This is a genomic window from Streptomyces sp. NPDC006476, assembly GCF_040612015.1.
In the GTDB taxonomy this organism is placed as follows: domain Bacteria; phylum Actinomycetota; class Actinomycetes; order Streptomycetales; family Streptomycetaceae; genus Streptomyces; species Streptomyces griseorubiginosus_B.
The window spans coordinates 28,199-48,916 of the sequence record NZ_JBEXPK010000058.1; the positions used below are offsets into that span (position 1 = coordinate 28,199).

At 67.2% G+C, this 20,718-nt stretch carries 16 protein-coding genes; 14 read left to right on the plus strand and 2 right to left on the minus strand.

Features of this window, described 5'->3' with window-relative positions:
* Positions 1–13 precede the first annotated feature (13 nt).
* From rplJ to ABZZ74_RS40395, 4 genes are all read left to right on the plus strand, one after another.
* Positions 14–544 carry a 50S ribosomal protein L10 gene (gene rplJ / locus ABZZ74_RS40380; RefSeq protein WP_133043302.1) on the plus strand — a complete coding sequence of 177 codons (531 nt, stop codon included), beginning with the start codon at positions 14–16 and terminating at the stop codon, positions 542–544.
* 122 nt (positions 545–666) lie between these two features.
* Positions 667–1,050 (plus strand): 50S ribosomal protein L7/L12, encoded by a 384-nt coding sequence (gene rplL, locus ABZZ74_RS40385; RefSeq protein ID WP_240863603.1) that lies wholly within the window; start codon positions 667–669, stop codon positions 1,048–1,050.
* A gap of 576 nt (positions 1,051–1,626) precedes the next feature.
* Positions 1,627–5,112 (plus strand): DNA-directed RNA polymerase subunit beta, encoded by a 3,486-nt coding sequence (rpoB, locus tag ABZZ74_RS40390; protein WP_133043300.1) that lies wholly within the window; start codon positions 1,627–1,629, stop codon positions 5,110–5,112.
* 100 nt (positions 5,113–5,212) lie between these two features.
* Positions 5,213–9,112, plus strand: a complete 3,900-nt coding sequence (locus ABZZ74_RS40395; protein WP_356949136.1) for a DNA-directed RNA polymerase subunit beta' — start codon at positions 5,213–5,215, stop codon at positions 9,110–9,112.
* Positions 9,113–9,137: 25 nt separating this feature from the next.
* Here the strand turns inward: ABZZ74_RS40395 and ABZZ74_RS40400 are convergent, their stop codons facing one another.
* Complete coding sequence (locus tag ABZZ74_RS40400; protein ID WP_356949137.1) at positions 9,138–10,202, minus strand: hypothetical protein; 1,065 nt, start codon at positions 10,200–10,202, stop codon at positions 9,138–9,140.
* Between the two features lie 265 nt (positions 10,203–10,467).
* On the opposite strand from ABZZ74_RS40400, the gene ABZZ74_RS40405 reads away from it, so the two are divergent.
* The 6 genes from ABZZ74_RS40405 to ABZZ74_RS40430 all read left to right on the plus strand — a co-directional run bounded on the left by ABZZ74_RS40405 (position 10,468) and on the right by ABZZ74_RS40430 (position 17,099).
* Entirely contained in the window at positions 10,468–11,022 is a 555-nt protein-coding gene (locus tag ABZZ74_RS40405) for a DUF1707 and DUF4190 domain-containing protein (RefSeq protein ID WP_356949138.1), read from the plus strand.
* Between the two features lie 315 nt (positions 11,023–11,337).
* Entirely contained in the window at positions 11,338–11,709 is a 372-nt protein-coding gene (gene rpsL, locus ABZZ74_RS40410; RefSeq protein WP_003948652.1) for a 30S ribosomal protein S12, read from the plus strand.
* Between the two features lie 2 nt (positions 11,710–11,711).
* On the plus strand, positions 11,712–12,182 hold the full coding sequence (gene rpsG / locus ABZZ74_RS40415) for a 30S ribosomal protein S7 (RefSeq protein ID WP_003998848.1): 471 nt from the start codon (positions 11,712–11,714) through the stop codon (positions 12,180–12,182).
* A 39-nt stretch (positions 12,183–12,221) separates the two neighbouring features.
* Entirely contained in the window at positions 12,222–14,348 is a 2,127-nt protein-coding gene (gene fusA / locus ABZZ74_RS40420) for an elongation factor G (RefSeq protein ID WP_208777385.1), read from the plus strand.
* Between the two features lie 170 nt (positions 14,349–14,518).
* Entirely contained in the window at positions 14,519–15,712 is a 1,194-nt protein-coding gene (tuf, locus tag ABZZ74_RS40425; RefSeq protein ID WP_133043296.1) for an elongation factor Tu, read from the plus strand.
* A 244-nt stretch (positions 15,713–15,956) separates the two neighbouring features.
* Positions 15,957–17,099: an acyltransferase gene (locus ABZZ74_RS40430; RefSeq protein WP_356949139.1), complete on the plus strand. Its 1,143-nt coding sequence runs from the start codon at positions 15,957–15,959 to the stop codon at positions 17,097–17,099.
* On the opposite strand, the gene ABZZ74_RS40435 is transcribed toward ABZZ74_RS40430, so the two are convergent.
* Positions 17,096–18,481, minus strand: coding sequence for a S41 family peptidase (locus ABZZ74_RS40435; protein WP_356949140.1), 1,386 nt, complete (start codon positions 18,479–18,481; stop codon positions 17,096–17,098). The two genes, ABZZ74_RS40430 and ABZZ74_RS40435, sit on opposite strands and share 4 nt — an antisense overlap.
* A 360-nt stretch (positions 18,482–18,841) precedes the next feature.
* Here ABZZ74_RS40435 and rpsJ point away from each other — a divergent pair, with 360 nt between their 5' ends.
* The 4 genes from rpsJ to rplW form a co-directional block, all read left to right on the plus strand.
* Positions 18,842–19,150 carry a 30S ribosomal protein S10 gene (gene rpsJ, locus ABZZ74_RS40440; protein WP_003948644.1) on the plus strand — a complete coding sequence of 103 codons (309 nt, stop codon included), beginning with the start codon at positions 18,842–18,844 and terminating at the stop codon, positions 19,148–19,150.
* 17 nt (positions 19,151–19,167) lie between these two features.
* Positions 19,168–19,812 carry a 50S ribosomal protein L3 gene (rplC, locus tag ABZZ74_RS40445; RefSeq protein ID WP_208777383.1) on the plus strand — a complete coding sequence of 215 codons (645 nt, stop codon included), beginning with the start codon at positions 19,168–19,170 and terminating at the stop codon, positions 19,810–19,812.
* Positions 19,813–19,820: 8 nt separating this feature from the next.
* On the plus strand, positions 19,821–20,477 hold the full coding sequence (rplD, locus tag ABZZ74_RS40450) for a 50S ribosomal protein L4 (RefSeq protein WP_356949141.1): 657 nt from the start codon (positions 19,821–19,823) through the stop codon (positions 20,475–20,477).
* A partial coding sequence (gene rplW / locus ABZZ74_RS40455) for a 50S ribosomal protein L23 (RefSeq protein WP_356949142.1) occupies positions 20,477–20,718 on the plus strand: 242 nt, incomplete at its 3' end. The genes rplD and rplW, both read left to right, overlap by 1 nt.

Genomic DNA, 20,718 nt, shown 5'->3' on the forward strand with positions numbered 1-20,718 from the left:
AGGCCGACGCTCTATGGCAAGGCCCGACAAGGCTGCCGCGGTAGCCGAGCTGACGGAGCAGTTCCGCAGCTCGAGCGCCGCCGTGCTGACCGAGTACCGGGGTCTCACCGTGGCGCAGCTCAAGACGCTGCGCCGCTCGCTCGGTGAGAACGCCCAGTACGCCGTGGTGAAGAACACGCTGACCAAGATTGCGGCCAACGAGGCCGGGATCACGACGCTCGACGACCTGTTCAACGGTCCGACGGCGGTCGCCTTCGTCACCGGTGACCCGGTGGAGTCGGCGAAGGGTCTTCGTGACTTCGCCAAGGACAACCCGAACCTCGTCATCAAGGGCGGTGTCCTTGACGGCAAGGCTCTGTCCGCCGACGAGATCAAGAAGCTTGCGGACCTCGAGTCCCGCGAGGTTCTGCTCGCCAAGCTGGCGGGCGCCCTGAAGGGCAAGCAGACGCAGGCTGCACAGCTCTTCCAGGCGCTTCCGACGAAGCTCGTCCGCACCGTGGACGCCCTTCGCGCCAAGCAGGACGAGCAGGGCGGTGCCGAGTAACTCGGCTCGCATCATGACCGCCGCCTGAGGCAGCCCGCCGCAGGCAGTGGTCGTAGCGGGCCGAACGTACGCCCGCCTTACATGTACATCCGGCACCAGCCGAAATTAGTGGAAGGAAAGCCATCGTGGCTCTCACCCAGGACGAACTGCTCGCCGAGTTCGAGGGCATGACCCTCATCCAGCTCTCCGAGTTCGTGAAGGCGTTCGAGGAGAAGTTCGACGTCACCGCCGCCGCCGCGGCCGTCGTCGCCGGCCCTGCCGGTCCGGCCGCCCCGGTCGAGGCCGCTGAGGAGAAGGACGAGTTCGACGTCATCCTCACCGGCGCCGGCGACAAGAAGATCCAGGTCATCAAGGTCGTGCGTGAGCTGACCTCCCTGGGCCTGAAGGAGGCCAAGGACCTGGTCGACGGTGCGCCGAAGCCGGTTCTGGAGAAGGTCAACAAGGAGGCCGCCGACAAGGCCAAGGAGTCCCTCGAGGGCGCCGGTGCCTCCGTCGAGGTCAAGTAAGACCTCCCGGGTCCGCCAGGATCCACGTGCGCCGCAGCCGTCGTAACAGAGGGCTGTAACGCTCAAGCACCGAGGAGCGATCATCCATCCGGGTGGTCGCTCCTCGGCGTTCGTGGGGGCGCGGCCACGGTCACCTTGCGGGCTCGCATGCGAGGGGTATGGTGATCTTCGTCGTGTCTCCCGGAACTCCGGTTCGGGCAAGGGGGCCTTGACGAACCGCACGCAGCGCGCAATTCTCAGGACGCGTCGCCAGAACGGTCCGAATCCGAGGCATGGATCGGCGACGAAGAGGGCAGTATCAACGTGCGTTGAGGGCAGGCATGCCGAGGGCGTTGAGGACAACGAGGGTCTCAGAAAATCGGGGCTGGACATCAGTGCGCCAAGTGGCTACACTGACCCTTTGCGCTGCCTGTTAGCTGTCCCCTGCCCGTCACCAGGGGTCTCCCCTCGCCTCAGCATTGTCGACCGGATCATCCCTGACCTGGCCTTTTGCCAGATCTGGAAGAGCCTGTCGTGGTGCGGTGGCAAGGGGCCGGGGAGCGCGTAGTGAGTCCGAGCCCTCGGAAGGACCCCCTCTTGGCCGCCTCGCGCACTGCCTCGACCGCGAATACGAACAACGGCGCCAGCACCGCCCCGCTGCGCATCTCTTTTGCAAAGATCAAGGAGCCTCTCGAGGTTCCCAACCTGCTCGCGCTGCAGACCGAGAGCTTTGACTGGCTGCTCGGCAACACCGCTTGGCAGAGTCGGGTCGAGGAGGCTCTGGAGTCCGGTCAGGACGTCCCCACCAAGTCCGGTCTGGAGGAGATCTTCGAGGAGATCTCCCCGATCGAGGACTTCTCCGGGTCGATGTCGCTGACGTTCCGCGACCACCGTTTCGAGCCGCCGAAGAACAGCATCGACGAGTGCAAGGAGCGCGACTTCACGTACGCGGCCCCGCTCTTCGTCACGGCCGAGTTCACCAACAACGAGACCGGCGAGATCAAGTCCCAGACGGTCTTCATGGGCGACTTCCCGCTCATGACCAACAAGGGCACCTTCGTCATCAACGGCACCGAGCGTGTCGTGGTGTCGCAGCTGGTCCGCTCGCCCGGCGTCTACTTCGACTCCACCATCGACAAGACGTCCGACAAGGACATCTTCTCCGCCAAGATCATCCCCTCCCGGGGTGCCTGGCTGGAGATGGAGATCGACAAGCGCGACATGGTCGGTGTCCGTATCGACCGCAAGCGCAAGCAGTCCGTCACCGTGCTCCTGAAGGCTCTCGGCTGGACGACCGAGCAGATCCTCGAGGAGTTCGGCGAGTACGAGTCGATGCGCGCCACCCTGGAGAAGGACCACACCCAGGGCCAGGACGACGCGCTGCTCGACATCTACCGCAAGCTGCGTCCGGGCGAGCCCCCCACGCGTGAGGCCGCGCAGACGCTGCTGGAGAACCTGTACTTCAACCCCAAGCGCTACGACCTCGCCAAGGTCGGCCGCTACAAGGTCAACAAGAAGCTGGGTGCGGACGCCCCGCTCGACGCGGGCATCCTGACCGTCGAGGACATCATCTCGACGATCAAGTACCTGGTGAAGCTGCACGCCGGCGAGACCGAGACCGCCGGGGACAACGGCGACACGATCGTCGTCGAGACCGACGACATCGACCACTTCGGCAACCGTCGTCTGCGCAGCGTCGGCGAGCTCATCCAGAACCAGGTCCGCACGGGTCTGGCCCGTATGGAGCGCGTCGTGCGCGAGCGCATGACGACCCAGGACGTCGAGGCGATCACGCCGCAGACCCTGATCAACATCCGGCCCGTCGTCGCCTCCATCAAGGAGTTCTTCGGCACCAGCCAGCTGTCGCAGTTCATGGACCAGAACAACCCGCTGTCGGGTCTCACCCACAAGCGCCGTCTGTCGGCCCTTGGTCCGGGTGGTCTCTCCCGTGAGCGGGCCGGCTTCGAGGTCCGTGACGTGCACCCCTCGCACTACGGCCGCATGTGCCCGATCGAGACCCCTGAAGGCCCGAACATCGGTCTGATCGGCTCGCTCGCCTCCTACGGCCGCGTCAACGCGTTCGGTTTCGTCGAGACCCCGTACCGCAAGGTCGTCGACGGCCAGGTCACCGACGAGGTGGACTACCTGACCGCCGACGAGGAGGACCGCTTCGTCATCGCGCAGGCCAACGCCACGCTCAACGACGACATGCGGTTCGCCGAGGCCCGGGTGCTCGTCCGCCGCCGTGGCGGCGAGGTCGACTACGTCGCCGGTGACGACGTGCACTACATGGACGTCTCGCCGCGCCAGATGGTGTCGGTCGCGACCGCCATGATCCCGTTCCTCGAGCACGACGACGCCAACCGTGCCCTCATGGGCGCGAACATGATGCGCCAGGCCGTGCCGCTGATCAAGAGCGAAGCCCCGCTCGTCGGCACCGGCATGGAGTACCGCTCCGCGGTCGACGCCGGCGACGTGGTCAAGGCCGAGAAGGCCGGTGTGGTCCAGGAGGTCTCCGCGGACTACATCACCACCGCCAACGACGACGGCACGTACATCACCTACCGGCTGGCCAAGTTCGCCCGCTCCAACCAGGGCACCTCGGTCAACCAGAAGGTCATCGTCAACGAGGGCGACCGGATCATCGAGGGCCAGGTCCTGGCCGACGGTCCGGCCACCCAGAACGGCGAGATGGCGCTCGGCAAGAACCTGCTCGTGGCGTTCATGCCGTGGGAGGGTCACAACTACGAGGACGCGATCATCCTGTCGCAGCGCCTCGTACAGGACGACGTCCTCTCCTCGATCCACATCGAGGAGCACGAGGTCGACGCCCGTGACACCAAGCTCGGCCCCGAGGAGATCACCCGGGACATCCCGAACGTCTCCGAGGAGGTCCTCGCCGACCTCGACGAGCGCGGCATCATCCGCATCGGCGCCGAGGTCATCGCCGGTGACATCCTCGTCGGCAAGGTGACCCCCAAGGGTGAGACCGAGCTGACGCCGGAGGAGCGCCTGCTGCGCGCGATCTTCGGTGAGAAGGCCCGTGAGGTCCGTGACACCTCGCTGAAGGTGCCGCACGGCGAGACCGGCAAGGTCATCGGCGTGCGCGTCTTCGACCGCGAGGAGGGCGACGAGCTTCCCCCCGGTGTGAACCAGCTGGTGCGCGTCTACGTCGCGCAGAAGCGCAAGATCACCGACGGTGACAAGCTCGCCGGCCGGCACGGCAACAAGGGTGTCATCTCCAAGATCCTGCCGATCGAGGACATGCCGTTCCTGGAGGACGGCACCCCGGTCGACATCATCCTCAACCCGCTGGGTGTCCCGTCCCGAATGAACCCGGGACAGGTCCTGGAGATCCACCTCGGCTGGCTCGCCAGCCGCGGCTGGGACGTCTCCGGCCTCGCGGAGGAGTGGGCGCAGCGCCTCCAGGCGATCGGCGCCGACCAGGTCGACCCGGGCACGAACGTCGCGACCCCCGTCTTCGACGGTGCGCGCGAGGACGAGCTCGCGGGTCTGCTGCAGCACACCATCCCCAACCGGGACGGCGAGCGCATGGTGCTCCCGACCGGTAAGGCGCGGCTGTTCGACGGCCGTAGCGGTGAGCCGTTCCCGGACCCGATCTCGGTCGGCTACATGTACATCCTGAAGCTGCACCACCTGGTCGACGACAAGCTGCACGCCCGCTCGACCGGTCCGTACTCGATGATCACCCAGCAGCCGCTGGGTGGTAAGGCGCAGTTCGGTGGCCAGCGGTTCGGCGAGATGGAGGTGTGGGCGCTGGAGGCTTACGGCGCCGCGTACGCCCTCCAGGAGCTGCTGACCATCAAGTCCGACGACGTCACCGGCCGCGTGAAGGTCTACGAGGCCATCGTCAAGGGCGAGAACATTCCCGAGCCCGGCATCCCCGAGTCCTTCAAGGTCCTCATCAAGGAGATGCAGTCGCTCTGCCTGAACGTGGAGGTGCTGTCCAGCGACGGTATGTCCATCGAGATGCGTGACACCGACGAGGACGTCTTCCGCGCTGCGGAGGAGCTCGGCATCGACCTGTCCCGGCGTGAGCCGAGCAGCGTCGAAGAGGTCTGACGGGAGTCCGGCCGGAGGACCTGGTGAGGAACCTCCGGCCGGCTCCGGGACCCCCGTTTCAGACCCCAAGACTTACAACCCTGAGAGGGATTGACGCATAGTGCTCGACGTCAACTTCTTCGACGAGCTCCGGATCGGCCTGGCCACCGCTGACGACATCCGTCAGTGGAGCCACGGCGAGGTCAAGAAGCCCGAGACCATCAACTACCGCACCCTCAAGCCCGAAAAGGACGGACTCTTCTGCGAGAAGATCTTCGGTCCGACCCGGGACTGGGAGTGCTACTGCGGCAAGTACAAGCGTGTCCGCTTCAAGGGCATCATCTGTGAGCGCTGCGGCGTCGAGGTCACTCGCGCCAAGGTGCGCCGTGAGCGGATGGGCCACATCGAGCTGGCCGCCCCCGTCACGCACATCTGGTACTTCAAGGGTGTCCCATCGCGCCTCGGCTACCTGCTGGACCTGGCGCCCAAGGACCTCGAGAAGGTCATCTACTTCGCGGCGTACATGATCACGTACGTCGACGAGGAGCGCCGTACCCGCGACCTGCCCTCCCTGGAGGCGCACGTCTCGGTCGAGCGGCAGCAGATCGAGAACCGCCGGGACGCCGACCTGGAGGCCCGCGCCAAGAAGCTCGAGTCCGACCTGGCCGAGCTGGAGGCCGAGGGCGCCAAGGCCGACGTGCGCCGCAAGGTGCGCGAGGGCGCCGAGCGTGAGATGAAGCAGCTGCGCGACCGTGCGCAGCGCGAGATCGACCGTCTCGACGAGGTGTGGACCCGGTTCAAGAACCTCAAGGTCCAGGACCTCGAGGGCGACGAGCTGCTCTACCGCGAGCTGCGGGACCGCTTCGGCACGTACTTCGACGGTTCGATGGGTGCCGCGGCGCTGCAGAAGCGCCTGGAGTCCTTCGACCTCGACGAGGAGGCCGAGAGGCTCCGCGAGATCATCCGCACCGGCAAGGGCCAGAAGAAGACCCGTGCCCTGAAGCGGCTGAAGGTCGTGTCCGCGTTCCTGCAGACCTCCAACAGCCCCAAGGGCATGGTCCTCGACTGCGTCCCGGTCATCCCGCCGGACCTTCGCCCGATGGTGCAGCTGGACGGTGGCCGCTTCGCGACCTCCGACCTGAACGACCTGTACCGCCGTGTGATCAACCGCAACAACCGTCTGAAGAGGCTCCTCGACCTCGGCGCGCCCGAGATCATCGTCAACAACGAGAAGCGCATGCTTCAGGAGGCCGTTGACGCCCTCTTCGACAACGGTCGTCGCGGCCGTCCGGTGACCGGCCCCGGCAACCGCCCGCTGAAGTCCCTCAGCGACATGCTGAAGGGTAAGCAGGGCCGTTTCCGTCAGAACCTGCTCGGCAAGCGTGTGGACTACTCCGCGCGTTCCGTGATCGTCGTCGGTCCGCAGCTGAAGCTGCACCAGTGCGGTCTGCCGAAGGCGATGGCGCTGGAGCTGTTCAAGCCGTTCGTGATGAAGCGCCTGGTCGACCTGAACCACGCGCAGAACATCAAGTCCGCCAAGCGCATGGTGGAGCGCGGCCGCACCGTCGTGTACGACGTCCTCGAAGAGGTCATCGCCGAGCACCCGGTGCTGCTCAACCGTGCCCCCACCCTGCACCGCCTCGGCATCCAGGCCTTCGAGCCGCAGCTGGTCGAGGGCAAGGCCATCCAGATCCACCCGCTCGTCTGCACCGCGTTCAACGCGGACTTCGACGGTGACCAGATGGCCGTGCACCTGCCGCTGTCCGCTGAGGCGCAGGCCGAGGCCCGCATCCTGATGCTGTCCTCGAACAACATCCTCAAGCCCGCCGACGGCCGTCCGGTGACGATGCCGACCCAGGACATGGTCCTCGGTCTGTTCTTCCTCACCACCGACGGCGAGATGCGCAACGTCAAGGGCGAGGGCCGTTCCTTCGGCTCCGCGGCCGAGGCGATCATGGCGTTCGACGCGGGCGAGCTCTCGCTGCAGTCGCGCGTGGACATCCGCTTCCCGGTGGGCACCATCCCGCCGCGCGGCTGGACCCCGCCGGCGCGGGAGGAGGGCGAGCCGGAGTGGCAGCAGGGTGACAGCTTCCGGCTGAACACCACGCTGGGCCGGGCGCTCTTCAACGAGCTGCTGCCCGAGGACTACCCGTTCGTCGACTACGAGGTCGGCAAGAAGCAGCTCTCCGAGATCGTCAACGACCTCGCGGAGCGCTACCCCAAGGTCATCGTGGCGGCGACGCTCGACAACCTGAAGGCGGCCGGCTTCTACTGGGCGACCCGTTCCGGTGTCACCGTGGCCATCTCCGACGTCGTCGTTCCCGAGGCGAAGAAGGAGATCGTCAAGGGCTACGAGGCGCAGGACGAGAAGGTCCAGAAGCAGTACGAGCGCGGTCTGATCACCAAGGACGAGCGCACGCAGGAGCTCATCGCGATCTGGACCAAGGCGACCAACGAGGTCGCCGAGGCGATGAACGACAACTTCCCGAAGACCAACCCGATCTTCATGATGGTGAACTCGGGTGCACGAGGCAACATGATGCAGATGCGTCAGATCGCCGGTATGCGTGGTCTGGTGTCGAACGCGAAGAACGAGACGATCCCGCGTCCGATCAAGGCGTCCTTCCGTGAGGGTCTGTCCGTGCTGGAGTACTTCATCTCCACGCACGGTGCCCGTAAGGGTCTGGCGGACACCGCTCTGCGTACGGCCGACTCGGGTTACCTGACCCGTCGTCTGGTCGACGTCTCCCAGGACGTCATCATCCGCGAGGAGGACTGCGGCACCGACCGTGGCCTCAAGCTCCACATCGCGGAGGTCGGCGCGGACGGCGTGCTGCGCAAGGCGGACAACGTCGAGACGTCCGTGTACGCGCGCTGCCTCGCCGAGGACATCGTGGTCGACGGCAGGGTGCTGGCTCCGGCCGGTACCGACCTGGGCGACGTGCTCATCGACGAGCTGGTCAAGCACGGTGTCTCCGAGGTCAAGACCCGCTCGGTCCTGACCTGCGAGTCCGCCGTCGGCACCTGCGCGATGTGCTACGGCCGTTCGCTGGCCACCGGCAAGCTGGTCGACATCGGTGAGGCGGTCGGCATCATCGCCGCCCAGTCCATCGGTGAGCCCGGTACCCAGCTGACGATGCGTACCTTCCACACCGGTGGTGTGGCCGGTGACGACATCACCCAGGGTCTGCCGCGTGTCGTCGAGCTCTTCGAGGCCCGTACCCCGAAGGGTGTCGCCCCGATCTCCGAGGCCTCCGGCCGCGTCCGGATCGAGGAGACCGAGAAGACCAAGAAGATCGTCATCACCCCGGACGACGGCAGCGACGAGACGGCGTACCCGATCTCGAAGCGTGCCCGGCTCCTGGTCAGCGAGGGCGAGCACGTCGAGGTGGGCCAGAAGCTCACCGTGGGTGCCACCAACCCGCACGACGTGCTGCGCATCCTGGGCCAGCGTGCCGTCCAGGTCCACCTGGTCGGCGAGGTCCAGAAGGTCTACAACTCGCAGGGTGTGTCGATCCACGACAAGCACATCGAGATCATCATCCGGCAGATGCTGCGCCGCGTGACGATCATCGAGTCCGGCGACGCCGAGCTGCTGCCCGGTGAGCTGGTCGAGCGCTCGAAGTTCGAGCACGAGAACCGTCGTGTGGTGCAGGAGGGCGGTCACCCGGCCTCCGGTCGTCCGCAGCTCATGGGTATCACCAAGGCCTCGCTGGCCACGGAGTCCTGGCTGTCGGCGGCGTCCTTCCAGGAGACGACGCGAGTCCTCACGGACGCGGCGATCAACGCCAAGTCCGACTCGCTCATCGGCCTCAAGGAGAACGTCATCATCGGTAAGCTCATCCCGGCCGGTACGGGTCTGTCCCGCTACCGCAACATCCGGGTCGAGCCGACCGAGGAGGCCAAGGCCGCGATGTACTCGGCCGTCGGCTACGACGACATCGACTACTCGCCGTTCGGCACGGGCTCCGGCCAGGCCGTTCCGCTGGAGGACTACGACTACGGTCCGTACAACCAGTAAGCGAGCAGCTTGAGTTGAAGGGCGGTCACCTCGTGGAGGGGTGGCCGCCCTTCGGCGTGCGCAGGGTCCAGCGGCCGGTGGACTCGACGCGCAGGACGCGGCGGGATTCCGGCACGGCGACGGACAGGCGGGCCGGGCCGTGGCCGTTCGCGAGGAGGCGGCCGGTGCGGTGGGTGCGGGTGACCTCGTGCAGCGTGAACGCTCCCGTGCCGTCGTGCTCGAACTCGGCCACCCGGCATCCGTCGTCCTTCAGGACCGTCTCGATGCCCTGTCCCGTGAGCGGCAGATCCGTCTCCAGTCGCCGGGCCTCGCCGGGCGGGCGCAGCGCCAGCCGCCACGGGCCCAGGGCCCAGACGTCCAGCAGCCGCTCCGTGCCGCGCTGAGCGGGCAGCAGGACGCGGACGCGGCCGGACACCGGGCGCCAGTCCTCGTGGGCGACCCGGAACAGCTCCCGCGGACGGGGATTCAGGCCGCCGCCCTCGGACACCGAGAAGCCGCCGTGCCGGTCGCTGGACTCGAAGACGAGCAGAACGGGGCCGTCGTCCGGCGCGGGCACGCGCACCCTGGTGTCGCCGGTGCCGTGGATCCAGGCGATGTCGGTGCCGGCGAGGCGGGCGGCGTCCAGCCGTTCCAGCGCCTCCCGGCCGCGGTCGAGAAGCTCCGGGACCCGGCGCGGTGTGCTGGTCTTCGCCGCGTCGTAGGCCTCCAGGGCGGTGCGGTAGTCGGCGAGGTCGTCGGGGTCGGCCGAGGGGCCGGGCCGGTAGGGGTGCAGGCGCAGCGTTTCGCCGTACGACGTGACGGCCAGCTCTGCCGCCTCGGTGGCCGTGGGTCGGGTGCGCCGGGGCGCCCGGGCCACGGCGGGCTTCGCGGTGCGGCGTGACCGGACCTCTCCGCCCGCGCCGCCCTTCCGGGCGAACCGGCGGGCGGTCAGCGCCGGTGGCACCACCAGGGCCAGATAGATCAGCAGCGTGGCCGTGCCGTCGCCGACCGGCACCAGGCCGAACACGAGGACCATCAGCCCGAAGACGACGGTCCCACTGATCAGCCCATGACCCAGAAACCTCCCCCACGAGGCTCCCCCACCAGTCATCGACCCACCCCCGTTCACTCCTCCGGCCCAGTGTCCGACGCGGACCCATCCCACCGTCAGGGAGGAAACACGCCGCGTTGAGCCACCCCTCACTGCCGAACCCCGGCAACGCCCCGCCCCTGGCCCCGCAACACCCCCGTCCGGTCAGTGGTGCTCGGTGGGTCAGGTGGTGGCCGGAAGTCGGTCCGCTGTGTGGGAACCCGTGGCGAAAGCGGGGCGTTGGAGGATGATGGAGGCGTTCATTCGCTTTTGGGGGGAGGCGCCCGTGTCTCAACCGACTCCATGGCAGCCGTGGCAGTCGGGGCAAGGTGTCCCGCAGCCGTGGCAGTCCCACACCACCTCCTCCATGCTCGCCTCGCACGCCGACCGCGAGCGGGCCGTCGACGTGCTCAGAGCCGGGTACGGGGAGGGGCGGCTGGAGCACTCCGAGTTCGAGAAGCGGGTGGCGCGGGCCTACGCGGCGCGGACGGTGGGGGAGCTGGCCCTGCTGGTCGGCGACCTGCCCACGGGCCCCGTGCCGCAGCCGGCGCCCCTGATGGCCGTACCGCCCGTACCGCGGACGTTCCTGCCCACCGCGCGGCCGCAGACGAACGGGAAGGCCGTCGGTGCCGCCGTGTGCGGGCTGCTGTGCGTGCCGACGCTGGGGCTCACCGGAATCCCGGCGGTGATCCTCGGCCACACCGCGCGCGCCGAGATCGAGCGGACCGGTGAGGCGGGGGAGGGGCTCGCCATGACCGGGCTGGTGCTGGGCTGGCTGTCGACCGCCGGATGGGCCCTGGTGCTGACCCTTCTCATCGCGGTGTCGCTCGCTTCCGGCTAGCGTCTCCACGTGACCGGGACGTGAAATCGAAGATCACGTACGGCGTAGGGTCTTGACATGTTCCGCATGGTGATGCGGGCGGGGCCCATTTGTTTTGACCGCAGCGAATGCGGTAGGTACGCTCAGACCTTGTGCCTGGGGTGTGCCCTGGCTCTTGTGCGTGCCATCAACCGCATAGCGAGCCGTTACTGGCCACCGTAATCTGTGCCCTTTTGCCTTGCGGCGGGAGTCTGCCGGATTCGACACACCCGACCGCGTGGGTCGGCGACGTTCCAGGTTAGCTGTACCCATCGGCACACAGAAACCGGAGAAGTAGTGCCTACGATCCAGCAGCTGGTCCGCAAGGGCCGGCAGGACAAGGTCGAGAAGAACAAGACGCCCGCACTCGAGGGTTCCCCTCAGCGTCGCGGCGTCTGCACGCGTGTGTTCACGACCACCCCGAAGAAGCCGAACTCGGCCCTGCGTAAGGTCGCGCGTGTGCGTCTGACCAGCGGGATCGAGGTCACGGCCTACATTCCGGGTGAGGGACACAACCTGCAGGAGCACTCCATCGTGCTCGTGCGCGGCGGCCGTGTGAAGGACCTGCCGGGTGTTCGCTACAAGATCATCCGCGGTTCGCTCGACACCCAGGGTGTCAAGAACCGCAAGCAGGCTCGCAGCCGTTACGGCGCCAAGAAGGAGAAGTAAGAATGCCTCGTAAGGGCCCCGCCCCGAAGCGCCCGGTCATCATCGACCCGGTCTACGGTTCTCCTCTGGTGACCTCCCTGATCAACAAGGTGCTGCTGAACGGCAAGCGCTCGACTGCCGAGCGGATCGTTTACGGCGCCATGGAGGGCCTGCGCGAGAAGACCGGCAACGACCCGGTCATCACCCTCAAGCGCGCTCTCGAGAACATCAAGCCGACCCTCGAGGTCAAGTCCCGCCGTGTCGGTGGCGCCACCTACCAGGTGCCGGTCGAGGTCAAGCCCGGCCGCGCCAACACCCTGGCGCTGCGCTGGCTGGTCGGTTACTCCCGCGCCCGTCGCGAGAAGACCATGACCGAGCGTCTGCTCAACGAGCTTCTCGACGCTTCGAACGGCCTCGGTGCGGCCGTCAAGAAGCGCGAGGACACGCACAAGATGGCCGAGTCCAACAAGGCCTTCGCGCACTACCGCTGGTAGTCGCTACCCACATCGAGACCGAGAGAAGACTGAAGCCTTATGGCTACCACTTCACTTGACCTGGCCAAGGTCCGCAACATCGGGATCATGGCCCACATCGACGCGGGCAAGACGACCACCACCGAGCGGATCCTGTTCTACACCGGTGTGTCCTACAAGATCGGTGAGGTCCACGACGGCGCTGCCACCATGGACTGGATGGAGCAGGAGCAGGAGCGTGGCATCACGATCACCTCTGCTGCCACCACCTGTCACTGGCCGCTGGAAGACGTCGACCACACCATCAACATCATCGACACGCCGGGCCACGTCGACTTCACCGTCGAGGTGGAGCGTTCGCTGCGTGTGCTCGACGGTGCCGTGACGGTGTTCGACGGCGTCGCCGGCGTCGAGCCCCAGTCCGAGACGGTGTGGCGTCAGGCGGACCGCTACGGCGTTCCGCGTATCTGCTTCGTCAACAAGCTCGACCGCACGGGCGCCGAGTTCCACCGCTGCGTGGACATGATCTCGGACCGCCTGGGCGCTCAGCCGATCGTCATGCAGCTCCCGATCGGTGCCGAGGCCGACTTCAAGGGCGTCGTGGACCTGGTCCGCATGAAGGCGCTCGTCTGGTCCGCCGAGGCCACCAAGGGCGAGATGTACGACGTCGTCGACATCCCGGACACGCACGCCGAGGCTGCCGAGGAGTACCGCGGCAAGCTGCTGGAGGCCGTGGCCGAGAACGACGAGGAGATCATGGAGCTGTACCTCGAGGGCGTCGAGCCCACCGAGGAGCAGCTGTACGCCGCGATCCGTCGTATCACCATCGCGTCCGGCAAGTCCAAGGACACCACGGTCACCCCGGTGTTCTGCGGCACCGCGTTCAAGAACAAGGGCGTCCAGCCCCTGCTCGACGCGGTCGTGCGCTACCTCCCCTCCCCCCTGGACGTCGAGGCCATCGAGGGCCACGACGTGAAGGACCCGGAGGTCGTGGTCAAGCGCAAGCCGTCCGAGGACGAGCCGCTGTCGGCGCTGGCGTTCAAGATCATGAGCGACCCGCACCTCGGCAAGCTCACCTTCGTCCGGGTCTACTCGGGCCGCCTGGAGTCCGGCACCTCGGTGCTGAACTCCGTCAAGGGCAAGAAGGAGCGCATCGGCAAGATCTACCGCATGCACGCGAACAAGCGTGAGGAGATCGACTCGGTGGGCGCCGGCGACATCATCGCCGTCATGGGTCTGAAGCAGACCACGACCGGTGAGACGCTGTGCGACGACAAGGCCCCGGTGATCCTGGAGTCCATGGACTTCCCGGCGCCGGTCATCCAGGTCGCCATCGAGCCCAAGTCGAAGGGCGACCAGGAGAAGCTGGGCGTCGCGATCCAGCGCCTGGCCGAGGAGGACCCGTCCTTCCAGGTCCACTCGGACGAGGAGACCGGCCAGACCATCATCGGTGGTATGGGCGAGCTGCACCTCGAGGTGCTGGTCGACCGTATGCGCCGTGAGTTCAAGGTCGAGGCCAACGTCGGCAAGCCGCAGGTGGCCTACCGCGAGACGATCCGCAAGGCCGTCGAGCGCGTCGACTACACGCACAAGAAGCAGACCGGTGGTACGGGTCAGTTCGCCAAGGTCCAGATCGGCATCGAGCCGATCGAGGGCGGCGACGCCTCGTACGAGTTCATCAACAAGGTGACCGGTGGCCGCATCCCCAAGGAGTACATCCCCTCGGTGGACGCGGGTGCGCAGGAGGCCATGCAGTTCGGCATCCTCGCCGGTTACGAGATGACCGGCGTCCGTGTGATCCTGCACGACGGTGCCTACCACGAGGTCGACTCCTCCGAGCTGGCCTTCAAGATCGCCGGTTCGCAGGCCTTCAAGGAGGCCGCGCGCAAGGCCAGCCCCGTGCTGCTCGAGCCGATGATGGCCGTCGAGGTCACCACGCCCGAGGACTACATGGGTGAGGTCATCGGCGACATCAACTCCCGCCGTGGCCAGATCCAGGCCATGGAGGAGCGGGCCGGTGCCCGCGTCGTGAAGGGCCTCGTGCCCCTCTCGGAGATGTTCGGTTACGTCGGCGACCTGCGCAGCAAGACGTCCGGCCGGGCCAGCTACTCCATGCAGTTCGACTCCTACGCCGAGGTTCCGCGGAACGTCGCCGAGGAGATCATCGCGAAGGCCAAGGGCGAGTAAACGCACCGCGTTAACGCACCGCGTTCATACGCCGTAGGCTTGACTCCGGAGCCTGCCGGGGCATTCCTCCCCGATTGTGGGGGAATGCCCCGGGGCCCGGGCACTGACAGCAAAGATCACCTGGCGCCGATGAAGTAAGGCGTACAGAACCACTCCACAGGAGGACCCCAGTGGCGAAGGCGAAGTTCGAGCGGACTAAGCCGCACGTCAACATCGGCACCATCGGTCACATCGACCACGGTAAGACGACCCTCACGGCCGCCATTACCAAGGTGCTGCACGACGCGTTCCCGGACCTGAACGAGGCCTCGGCGTTCGACCAGATCGACAAGGCTCCCGAAGAGCGCCAGCGCGGTATCACCATCTCCATCGCGCACGTCGAGTACCAGACGGAGACCCGTCACTACGCCCACGTCGACTGCCCCGGTCACGCGGACTACATCAAGAACATGATCACGGGTGCGGCGCAGATGGACGGCGCCATCCTCGTTGTCGCCGCCACGGACGGCCCGATGCCGCAGACCAAGGAGCACGTGCTCCTGGCCCGCCAGGTCGGCGTTCCGTACATCGTCGTCGCCCTGAACAAGGCCGACATGGTGGACGACGAGGAGATCCTGGAGCTCGTCGAGCTCGAGGTCCGTGAGCTGCTCTCCGAGTACGAGTTCCCGGGCGACGACGTTCCGGTCGTCAAGGTCTCCGCGCTCAAGGCGCTCGAGGGCGACAAGGAGTGGGGCCAGTCGGTCCTGGACCTGATGGCCGCCGTCGACACCGCGATCCCGGAGCCGGAGCGCGACGTCGACAAGCCGTTCCTGATGCCGATCGAGGACGTCTTCACGATCACCGGTCGCGGTACGGTCGTCACCGGCCGTATCGAGCGTGGTGTCCTGAAGGTCAACGAGACCGTGGACATCATCGGCATCAAGAACGAGAAGACCACCACCACGGTCACCGGCATCGAGATGTTCCGCAAGCTGCTCGACGAGGGCCAGGCCGGTGAGAACGTCGGTCTGCTGCTCCGCGGCATCAAGCGCGAGGACGTCGAGCGCGGCCAGGTCATCATCAAGCCGGGCTCGGTCACCCCGCACACCGAGTTCGAGGCGCAGGCCTACATCCTGTCCAAGGACGAGGGTGGCCGCCACACGCCGTTCTTCAACAACTACCGTCCGCAGTTCTACTTCCGTACGACGGACGTGACCGGCGTGGTGACCCTCCCCGAGGGCACCGAGATGGTCATGCCGGGTGACAACACCGAGATGAAGGTGGAGCTCATCCAGCCCATCGCCATGGAAGAGGGCCTGAAGTTCGCCATCCGTGAGGGTGGCCGGACGGTCGGCGCCGGCCAGGTCACCAAGATCACCAAGTGACTCTGAGCCGCTAGGCCTCTGGAAGGGCCCGTACGACTTCGGTCGTACGGGCCCTTTCGCTTGCCCGGCGCGCGGCCCGGGCGATGGTCGGCCGGTGAAGTCTCGGCAAACCTTGCGGGACATGTCGTCGAGAGTTGGACCAACTCCCGGCCGCCGGTGCCCCGATTGTTCGCCTCTGTTCTCTGTGGGGTTCTTGTGACGTCCTAGCGTGGACCGGCAGAAACAGGCAGACAGGGGGACGTGCATGTCCGTGATGGCCGACCGGCCGACGCAGCAGCTGCGTGTGGTGCGGGTGCCCCGTCCTGCCGACCCGCCGCGCCGGGAACGCCCGCGGCTGTACGCCATCGACGGCATCCGGCTGGCGGCCGCGCTGATGGTCGCCGCGCACCACTACGCCGGCACCTGGCGGGTGAACCAGCCGGGCAACGCCATCTGGGACCGTCCGGTGTCCGACATCATGCCGACGGTGTTCCGTGTCGCGTCCTACGGCTGGATCGGCGTCGAGATCTTCTTCGTCATCAGCGGCTTCGTGATCTGCATGTCCTGCTGGGGCCGCAGCCCGCGCCAGTTCTTCGTCTCCCGGGTCATACGGCTCTACCCCGCGTACTGGTTCGCCATAGCCTTCACCACCGCCGTCCTGGTGCTGCTGCCCGGCGTCTGGGACCGGTTGCGGGCACGGGACGTGCTGCTCAACTTCACGATGCTGCAGGCCGGTTCGCACGTGGGCAACGTCGACGGCGTGTACTGGACCCTCTGGTCCGAGCTCCGTTTCTACCTGCTCTTCCTGCTTGTGGTCGCGACCGGGCTGACGTACCGCAAGGTCGTCGTCTTCTGCTGCGCCTGGGGCGCGGCGGCGATGCTGACGCCGGTGGCGGACTTCAAGCTCCTCACCCTGGTCGCGAACCCCGACGGCGCCTGGTACTTCATCGCCGGCCTCGCCCTGTACCTGATGTACCGCTTCGGCCAGGACCTGCTGCTGTGGGGCATCCTCGCGATGTCCTGGCTGATGGGGCAGCGGGAGCTCGGCAAGCGGATCGACACCGTCGAGCACGTCTCCAGCTGGCGCGGGGCGCTGCTCATCTACACCGTGTTCCTGCTCGTCATGGTGGCGATCGCGCTCGGTGCGACGGACCGCATCCGCTGGAAGTGGCTGGTGACGGCCGGCAGCCTGACGTACCCCCTGTACCTGATGCACTACGCCGCCGGTACGACGGTGATCAACCGCCTGAAGGACACGATGGACGCCCGCCTCCTGGTCGCCTCCGTCATCACCGGCTTCCTGCTCCTGAGCTGGCTGGTCCACCGCGTCGTGGAGGCACCGGTGGCCCGGCTGCTGAAACGGGGCCTGGAGACGTCGTTCGCCCGGCTGCGGAACGCGGCTTCCTAGCGGCGCAGCAGCGCGACCGCCCGGTCGAACGCCGAATCGCGGTGCTGGGCGAACTCCTCCTTCGTGAAGACCGGTTCGGTGAGGTGGGGCGGGATGCCGACGCCGTCGAAGGTGCGGCCGGTGCGGGTCAGGTACTCCTCGTTGGGAAGCCAGACGGCCATGCCGTTGGGCAGCCTGCGGACCATGACGTCCGAGAAGACGCCCTGGGTGGGTTGCCCGATCCGTACCGGCCGGCCCGGCCGGTCGACGAGGGCCTGCGTGAACGTCTCGCCGGCGCTCACCGTGGAGCCCCCGGTCAGGACGGCGACCGGGCCGGTGTAGCGGGGCCCGGCGGCCGGGACGACCGGGATCGGCTCGGGGCGGGTGTGCCGGGTGGCGTCGGCGGGGTCGTTGCGGGCGCGCTTGGAGTAGGCGGTGTACGGGGTGTCCGTCAGCCGCTCGGCGATGTGGATGCCCAGGGCGTCGGAACCGCCGCCGTTGATCCGCAGGTCGATGATCAGGCCGTGCGGACGGTGCGTGAGCACGGCGTTCAGGGCGCGGTCGAGCTCGGCCAGGTCGGCGGTGTAGGTCTCGTCGCCGGTGGTGTAGCCGCTGAAGGTGGCGATGCGCAGATAGCCCGGGCCGCCGTCGGGCAGGGCAGCGTACGTGATCCGTCCGTTCGCGAAGTCCTGCCGGTCCGCCGCGCCCTTGAGGTCCCGGTCGACGACGTACTCCTTGATCCGGTCGTTGAGTTCCGCGGACGGTATGTCGGTGCCGGGCCAGCCCTCCGCGAACAGGCGGTCGCCGTCCTGCACGAGCACATGGGCGTCGTAGAGCGGCCGCACCATGCGGCGGAAGATGTCGAACAACTCGTCCCGGGTGGTGGAGGCGTGGACGAGCGGCCGGTAACGCTCCCTGACCGCCCGCCAGTCGACGCCCTTGGCGGCGAAGAAGGGGTAGTTCTCCTCGAAGGACTGCCAGAAGACGTCGAAGGTGGTGCGCGGGTCATCGGGCGTGGGGCGGGCGCACACCCTCGGCAGTTGCGCGATCCGGCGCAGTCGGCGGTGGCCCACGCTGCTGTCCGCGTGCACCGTGGCGTGGTCGCGGTCCCGCCCGAGCCGTACGGTCAGCACGTCGCCGTCCGAGGTGTAGGTCCCCGGGCCCGTCTGCCGCGCGGTGTCGCCCTTGAGGCAGCTGATCGAGGTGGTCTGGTACTCCTGGTAGACACCGTGACCGAGGGCCAGCACGGTGCCGTAACCGTCCATGCGCCACAGGCCGTCGACGCCGGGCGGGGAGGCATGGGCGGTGGGTGCGGCTCCGGCGGTGGGTTTGGGGTGTGGAGAACCCCCGGTGGCCGCGGGCCAGGACCACGTCGTTTCGTCCTCGTGTTTGACCTGCGTCACTCTCGGGGTATTGTCTCCGGCTCGATTGGCCAGGCCCCTGCCCCATATGGCAGACTGTCGGAGTTGCTCGGTCGAGTGTTGATGCTGCGCGCCTCCCGCCGGGGGGACCGGAAGCGAGTCCCACAGTACTCGTCGTCCTAACTGCCTGATGGCAGCGCTGGGGCGGACGTACGGGAATCTTCCGGGAAGTGTGGTGCGGCACTGGCCAGGCACCCGGTGAACCTCTTTCCCAGGCAAGGGATGTTCGAACAAGGGACATCTGTGTCAGTGAAAGCGCGACACGCCCGACCGCGTGGGTCGGAGGAAGTCAAGGGAACACCGGGTTCCAGAGCTGTAGAGAGACAGGACTACTGAGTAGCCATGGCGGGACAGAAGATCCGCATCCGGCTCAAGGCCTACGACCACGAGGTCATCGACTCCTCGGCGAAGAAGATCGTCGAGACGGTGACCCGTACTGGTGCGTCGGTCGCGGGCCCGGTGCCGCTGCCCACTGAGAAGAACGTGTACTGCGTCATCAAGTCGCCGCACAAGTACAAGGACTCGCGCGAGCACTTCGAGATGCGCACGCACAAGCGCCTGATCGACATCCTCGACCCGACGCCCAAGACCGTTGACTCTCTGATGCGACTCGACCTCCCGGCCGGTGTCGACATCGAGATCAAGCTCTGAGGGCCGGTGAGCTGAGAATGACCAAGCAGATCAAGGGCATCCTGGGCGAGAAGCTCGGCATGACGCAGGTGTGGGACGAGAACAACCGTGTTGTTCCGGTCACCGTCGTCAAGGCCGGCCCCAACGTCGTCACCCAGGTGCGTACGAACGACAGCGACGGCTACGAGTCGGTCCAGATCGCCTTCGGCGAGATCGACCCGCGCAAGGTGAACAAGCCCCTCAAGGGCCACTTCGCCAAGGCCGACGTCACCCCGCGCCGCCACCTCGTCGAGATCCGCACCGCGGACGCCGCCGAGTACACCCTCGGCCAGGAGATCACCGCCGAGGTGTTCGAGGCCGGCGTGAAGGTCGACGTCACCGGCAAGAGCAAGGGCAAGGGCTTCGCCGGTGTCATGAAGCGCCACAACTTCGGTGGCCTCGGCGCCGGTCACGGCACGCAGCGCAAGCACCGCTCTCCCGGCTCCATCGGTGGCTGCGCCACCCCGGGCCGTGTGTTCAAGGGCCTCCGCATGGCGGGTCGTATGGGCAACGAGCGGGTCACCACCCAGAACCTGACCGTCCACGCCGTTGACGCGGAGAAGGGTCTGCTGCTCATCAAGGGCGCGGTTCCCGGTCCGAACGGCGGCCTCGTCCTGGTCCGCACCGCGGCCAAGGGGGCCTGAGGTAACCGATGAGCACTGTTGACATCCTTTCGCCGGCGGGCGACAAGGCCGGTTCCGTCGAGCTCCCCGCGGAGATCTTCGGCGTTGAGAAGGTCAGCATCCCGCTGATCCACCAGGTCGTCGTCGCGCAGCTGGCCGCTGCCCGTCAGGGCACGCACAAGACCAAGACCCGTGGCGAGGTTCGCGGTGGCGGCAAGAAGCCGTACCGCCAGAAGGGCACCGGCCGCGCCCGTCAGGGCTCGACCCGTGCGCCGCAGTTCGCCGGCGGTGGCGTCGTCCACGGCCCGCAGCCGCGCGACTACTCGCAGCGGACCCCGAAGAAGATGAAGGCTGCCGCCCTGCGTCATGCCCTCACCGACCGGGCCCGCCACAACCGCATCCACGTCGTCTCCGGCGTCATCGAGGGCGACAGCCCCTCGACGAAGGCCGCCCGGACGCTGTTCGGCAAGATCTCGGAGCGCAAGAACCTGCTCCTGGTCGTCGAGCGCGCCGACGAGGCCGCGTGGCTGTCCGCCCGCAACCTGCCCCAGGTCCACATCCTGGAGCCGGGCCAGCTGAACACGTACGACGTTCTCGTCTCCGACGACGTGGTCTTCACCCAGGCCGCCTTCGAGTCCTTCGTGTCCGGCCCGAAGGCCAATGACACCGAAGGGAGCGAGGTCTGATGGCCATCCGTCACCCCGCCATTGCCTCCAAGGCCGCGAAGAAGGCCAAGGCCGCTCGCGTCGCCAAGGCGCGTCGCCACGCCGCCGAGGGCAAGAACACCGTCGAGACGCCGCTGAGCAAGTCGTACACGGACCCCCGTGACGTGCTGCTCAAGCCGGTCGTGTCGGAGAAGAGCTACGCGCTCCTGGACGAGAACAAGTACACGTTCATCGTCGACCCGAACGCCAACAAGACCCAGAT

Bases quoted from the DNA above. Each gene is read 5' to 3' on its own strand.
- rplJ (WP_133043302.1), top strand. From the start codon at position 14: ATGGCAAGGCCCGACAAGGCTGCCGCGGTAGCCGAGCTGACGGAGCAG.
- ABZZ74_RS40400 (WP_356949137.1), bottom strand. From the start codon at position 10,202: ATGACTGGTGGGGGAGCCTCGTGGGGGAGGTTTCTGGGTCATGGGCTG.
- rpsG (WP_003998848.1), top strand. From the start codon at position 11,712: ATGCCTCGTAAGGGCCCCGCCCCGAAGCGCCCGGTCATCATCGACCCG.
- fusA (WP_208777385.1), top strand. From the start codon at position 12,222: ATGGCTACCACTTCACTTGACCTGGCCAAGGTCCGCAACATCGGGATC.
- ABZZ74_RS40430 (WP_356949139.1), top strand. From the start codon at position 15,957: ATGTCCGTGATGGCCGACCGGCCGACGCAGCAGCTGCGTGTGGTGCGG.
- rpsJ (WP_003948644.1), top strand. From the start codon at position 18,842: ATGGCGGGACAGAAGATCCGCATCCGGCTCAAGGCCTACGACCACGAG.
- rplC (WP_208777383.1), top strand. From the start codon at position 19,168: ATGACCAAGCAGATCAAGGGCATCCTGGGCGAGAAGCTCGGCATGACG.
- rplD (WP_356949141.1), top strand. From the start codon at position 19,821: ATGAGCACTGTTGACATCCTTTCGCCGGCGGGCGACAAGGCCGGTTCC.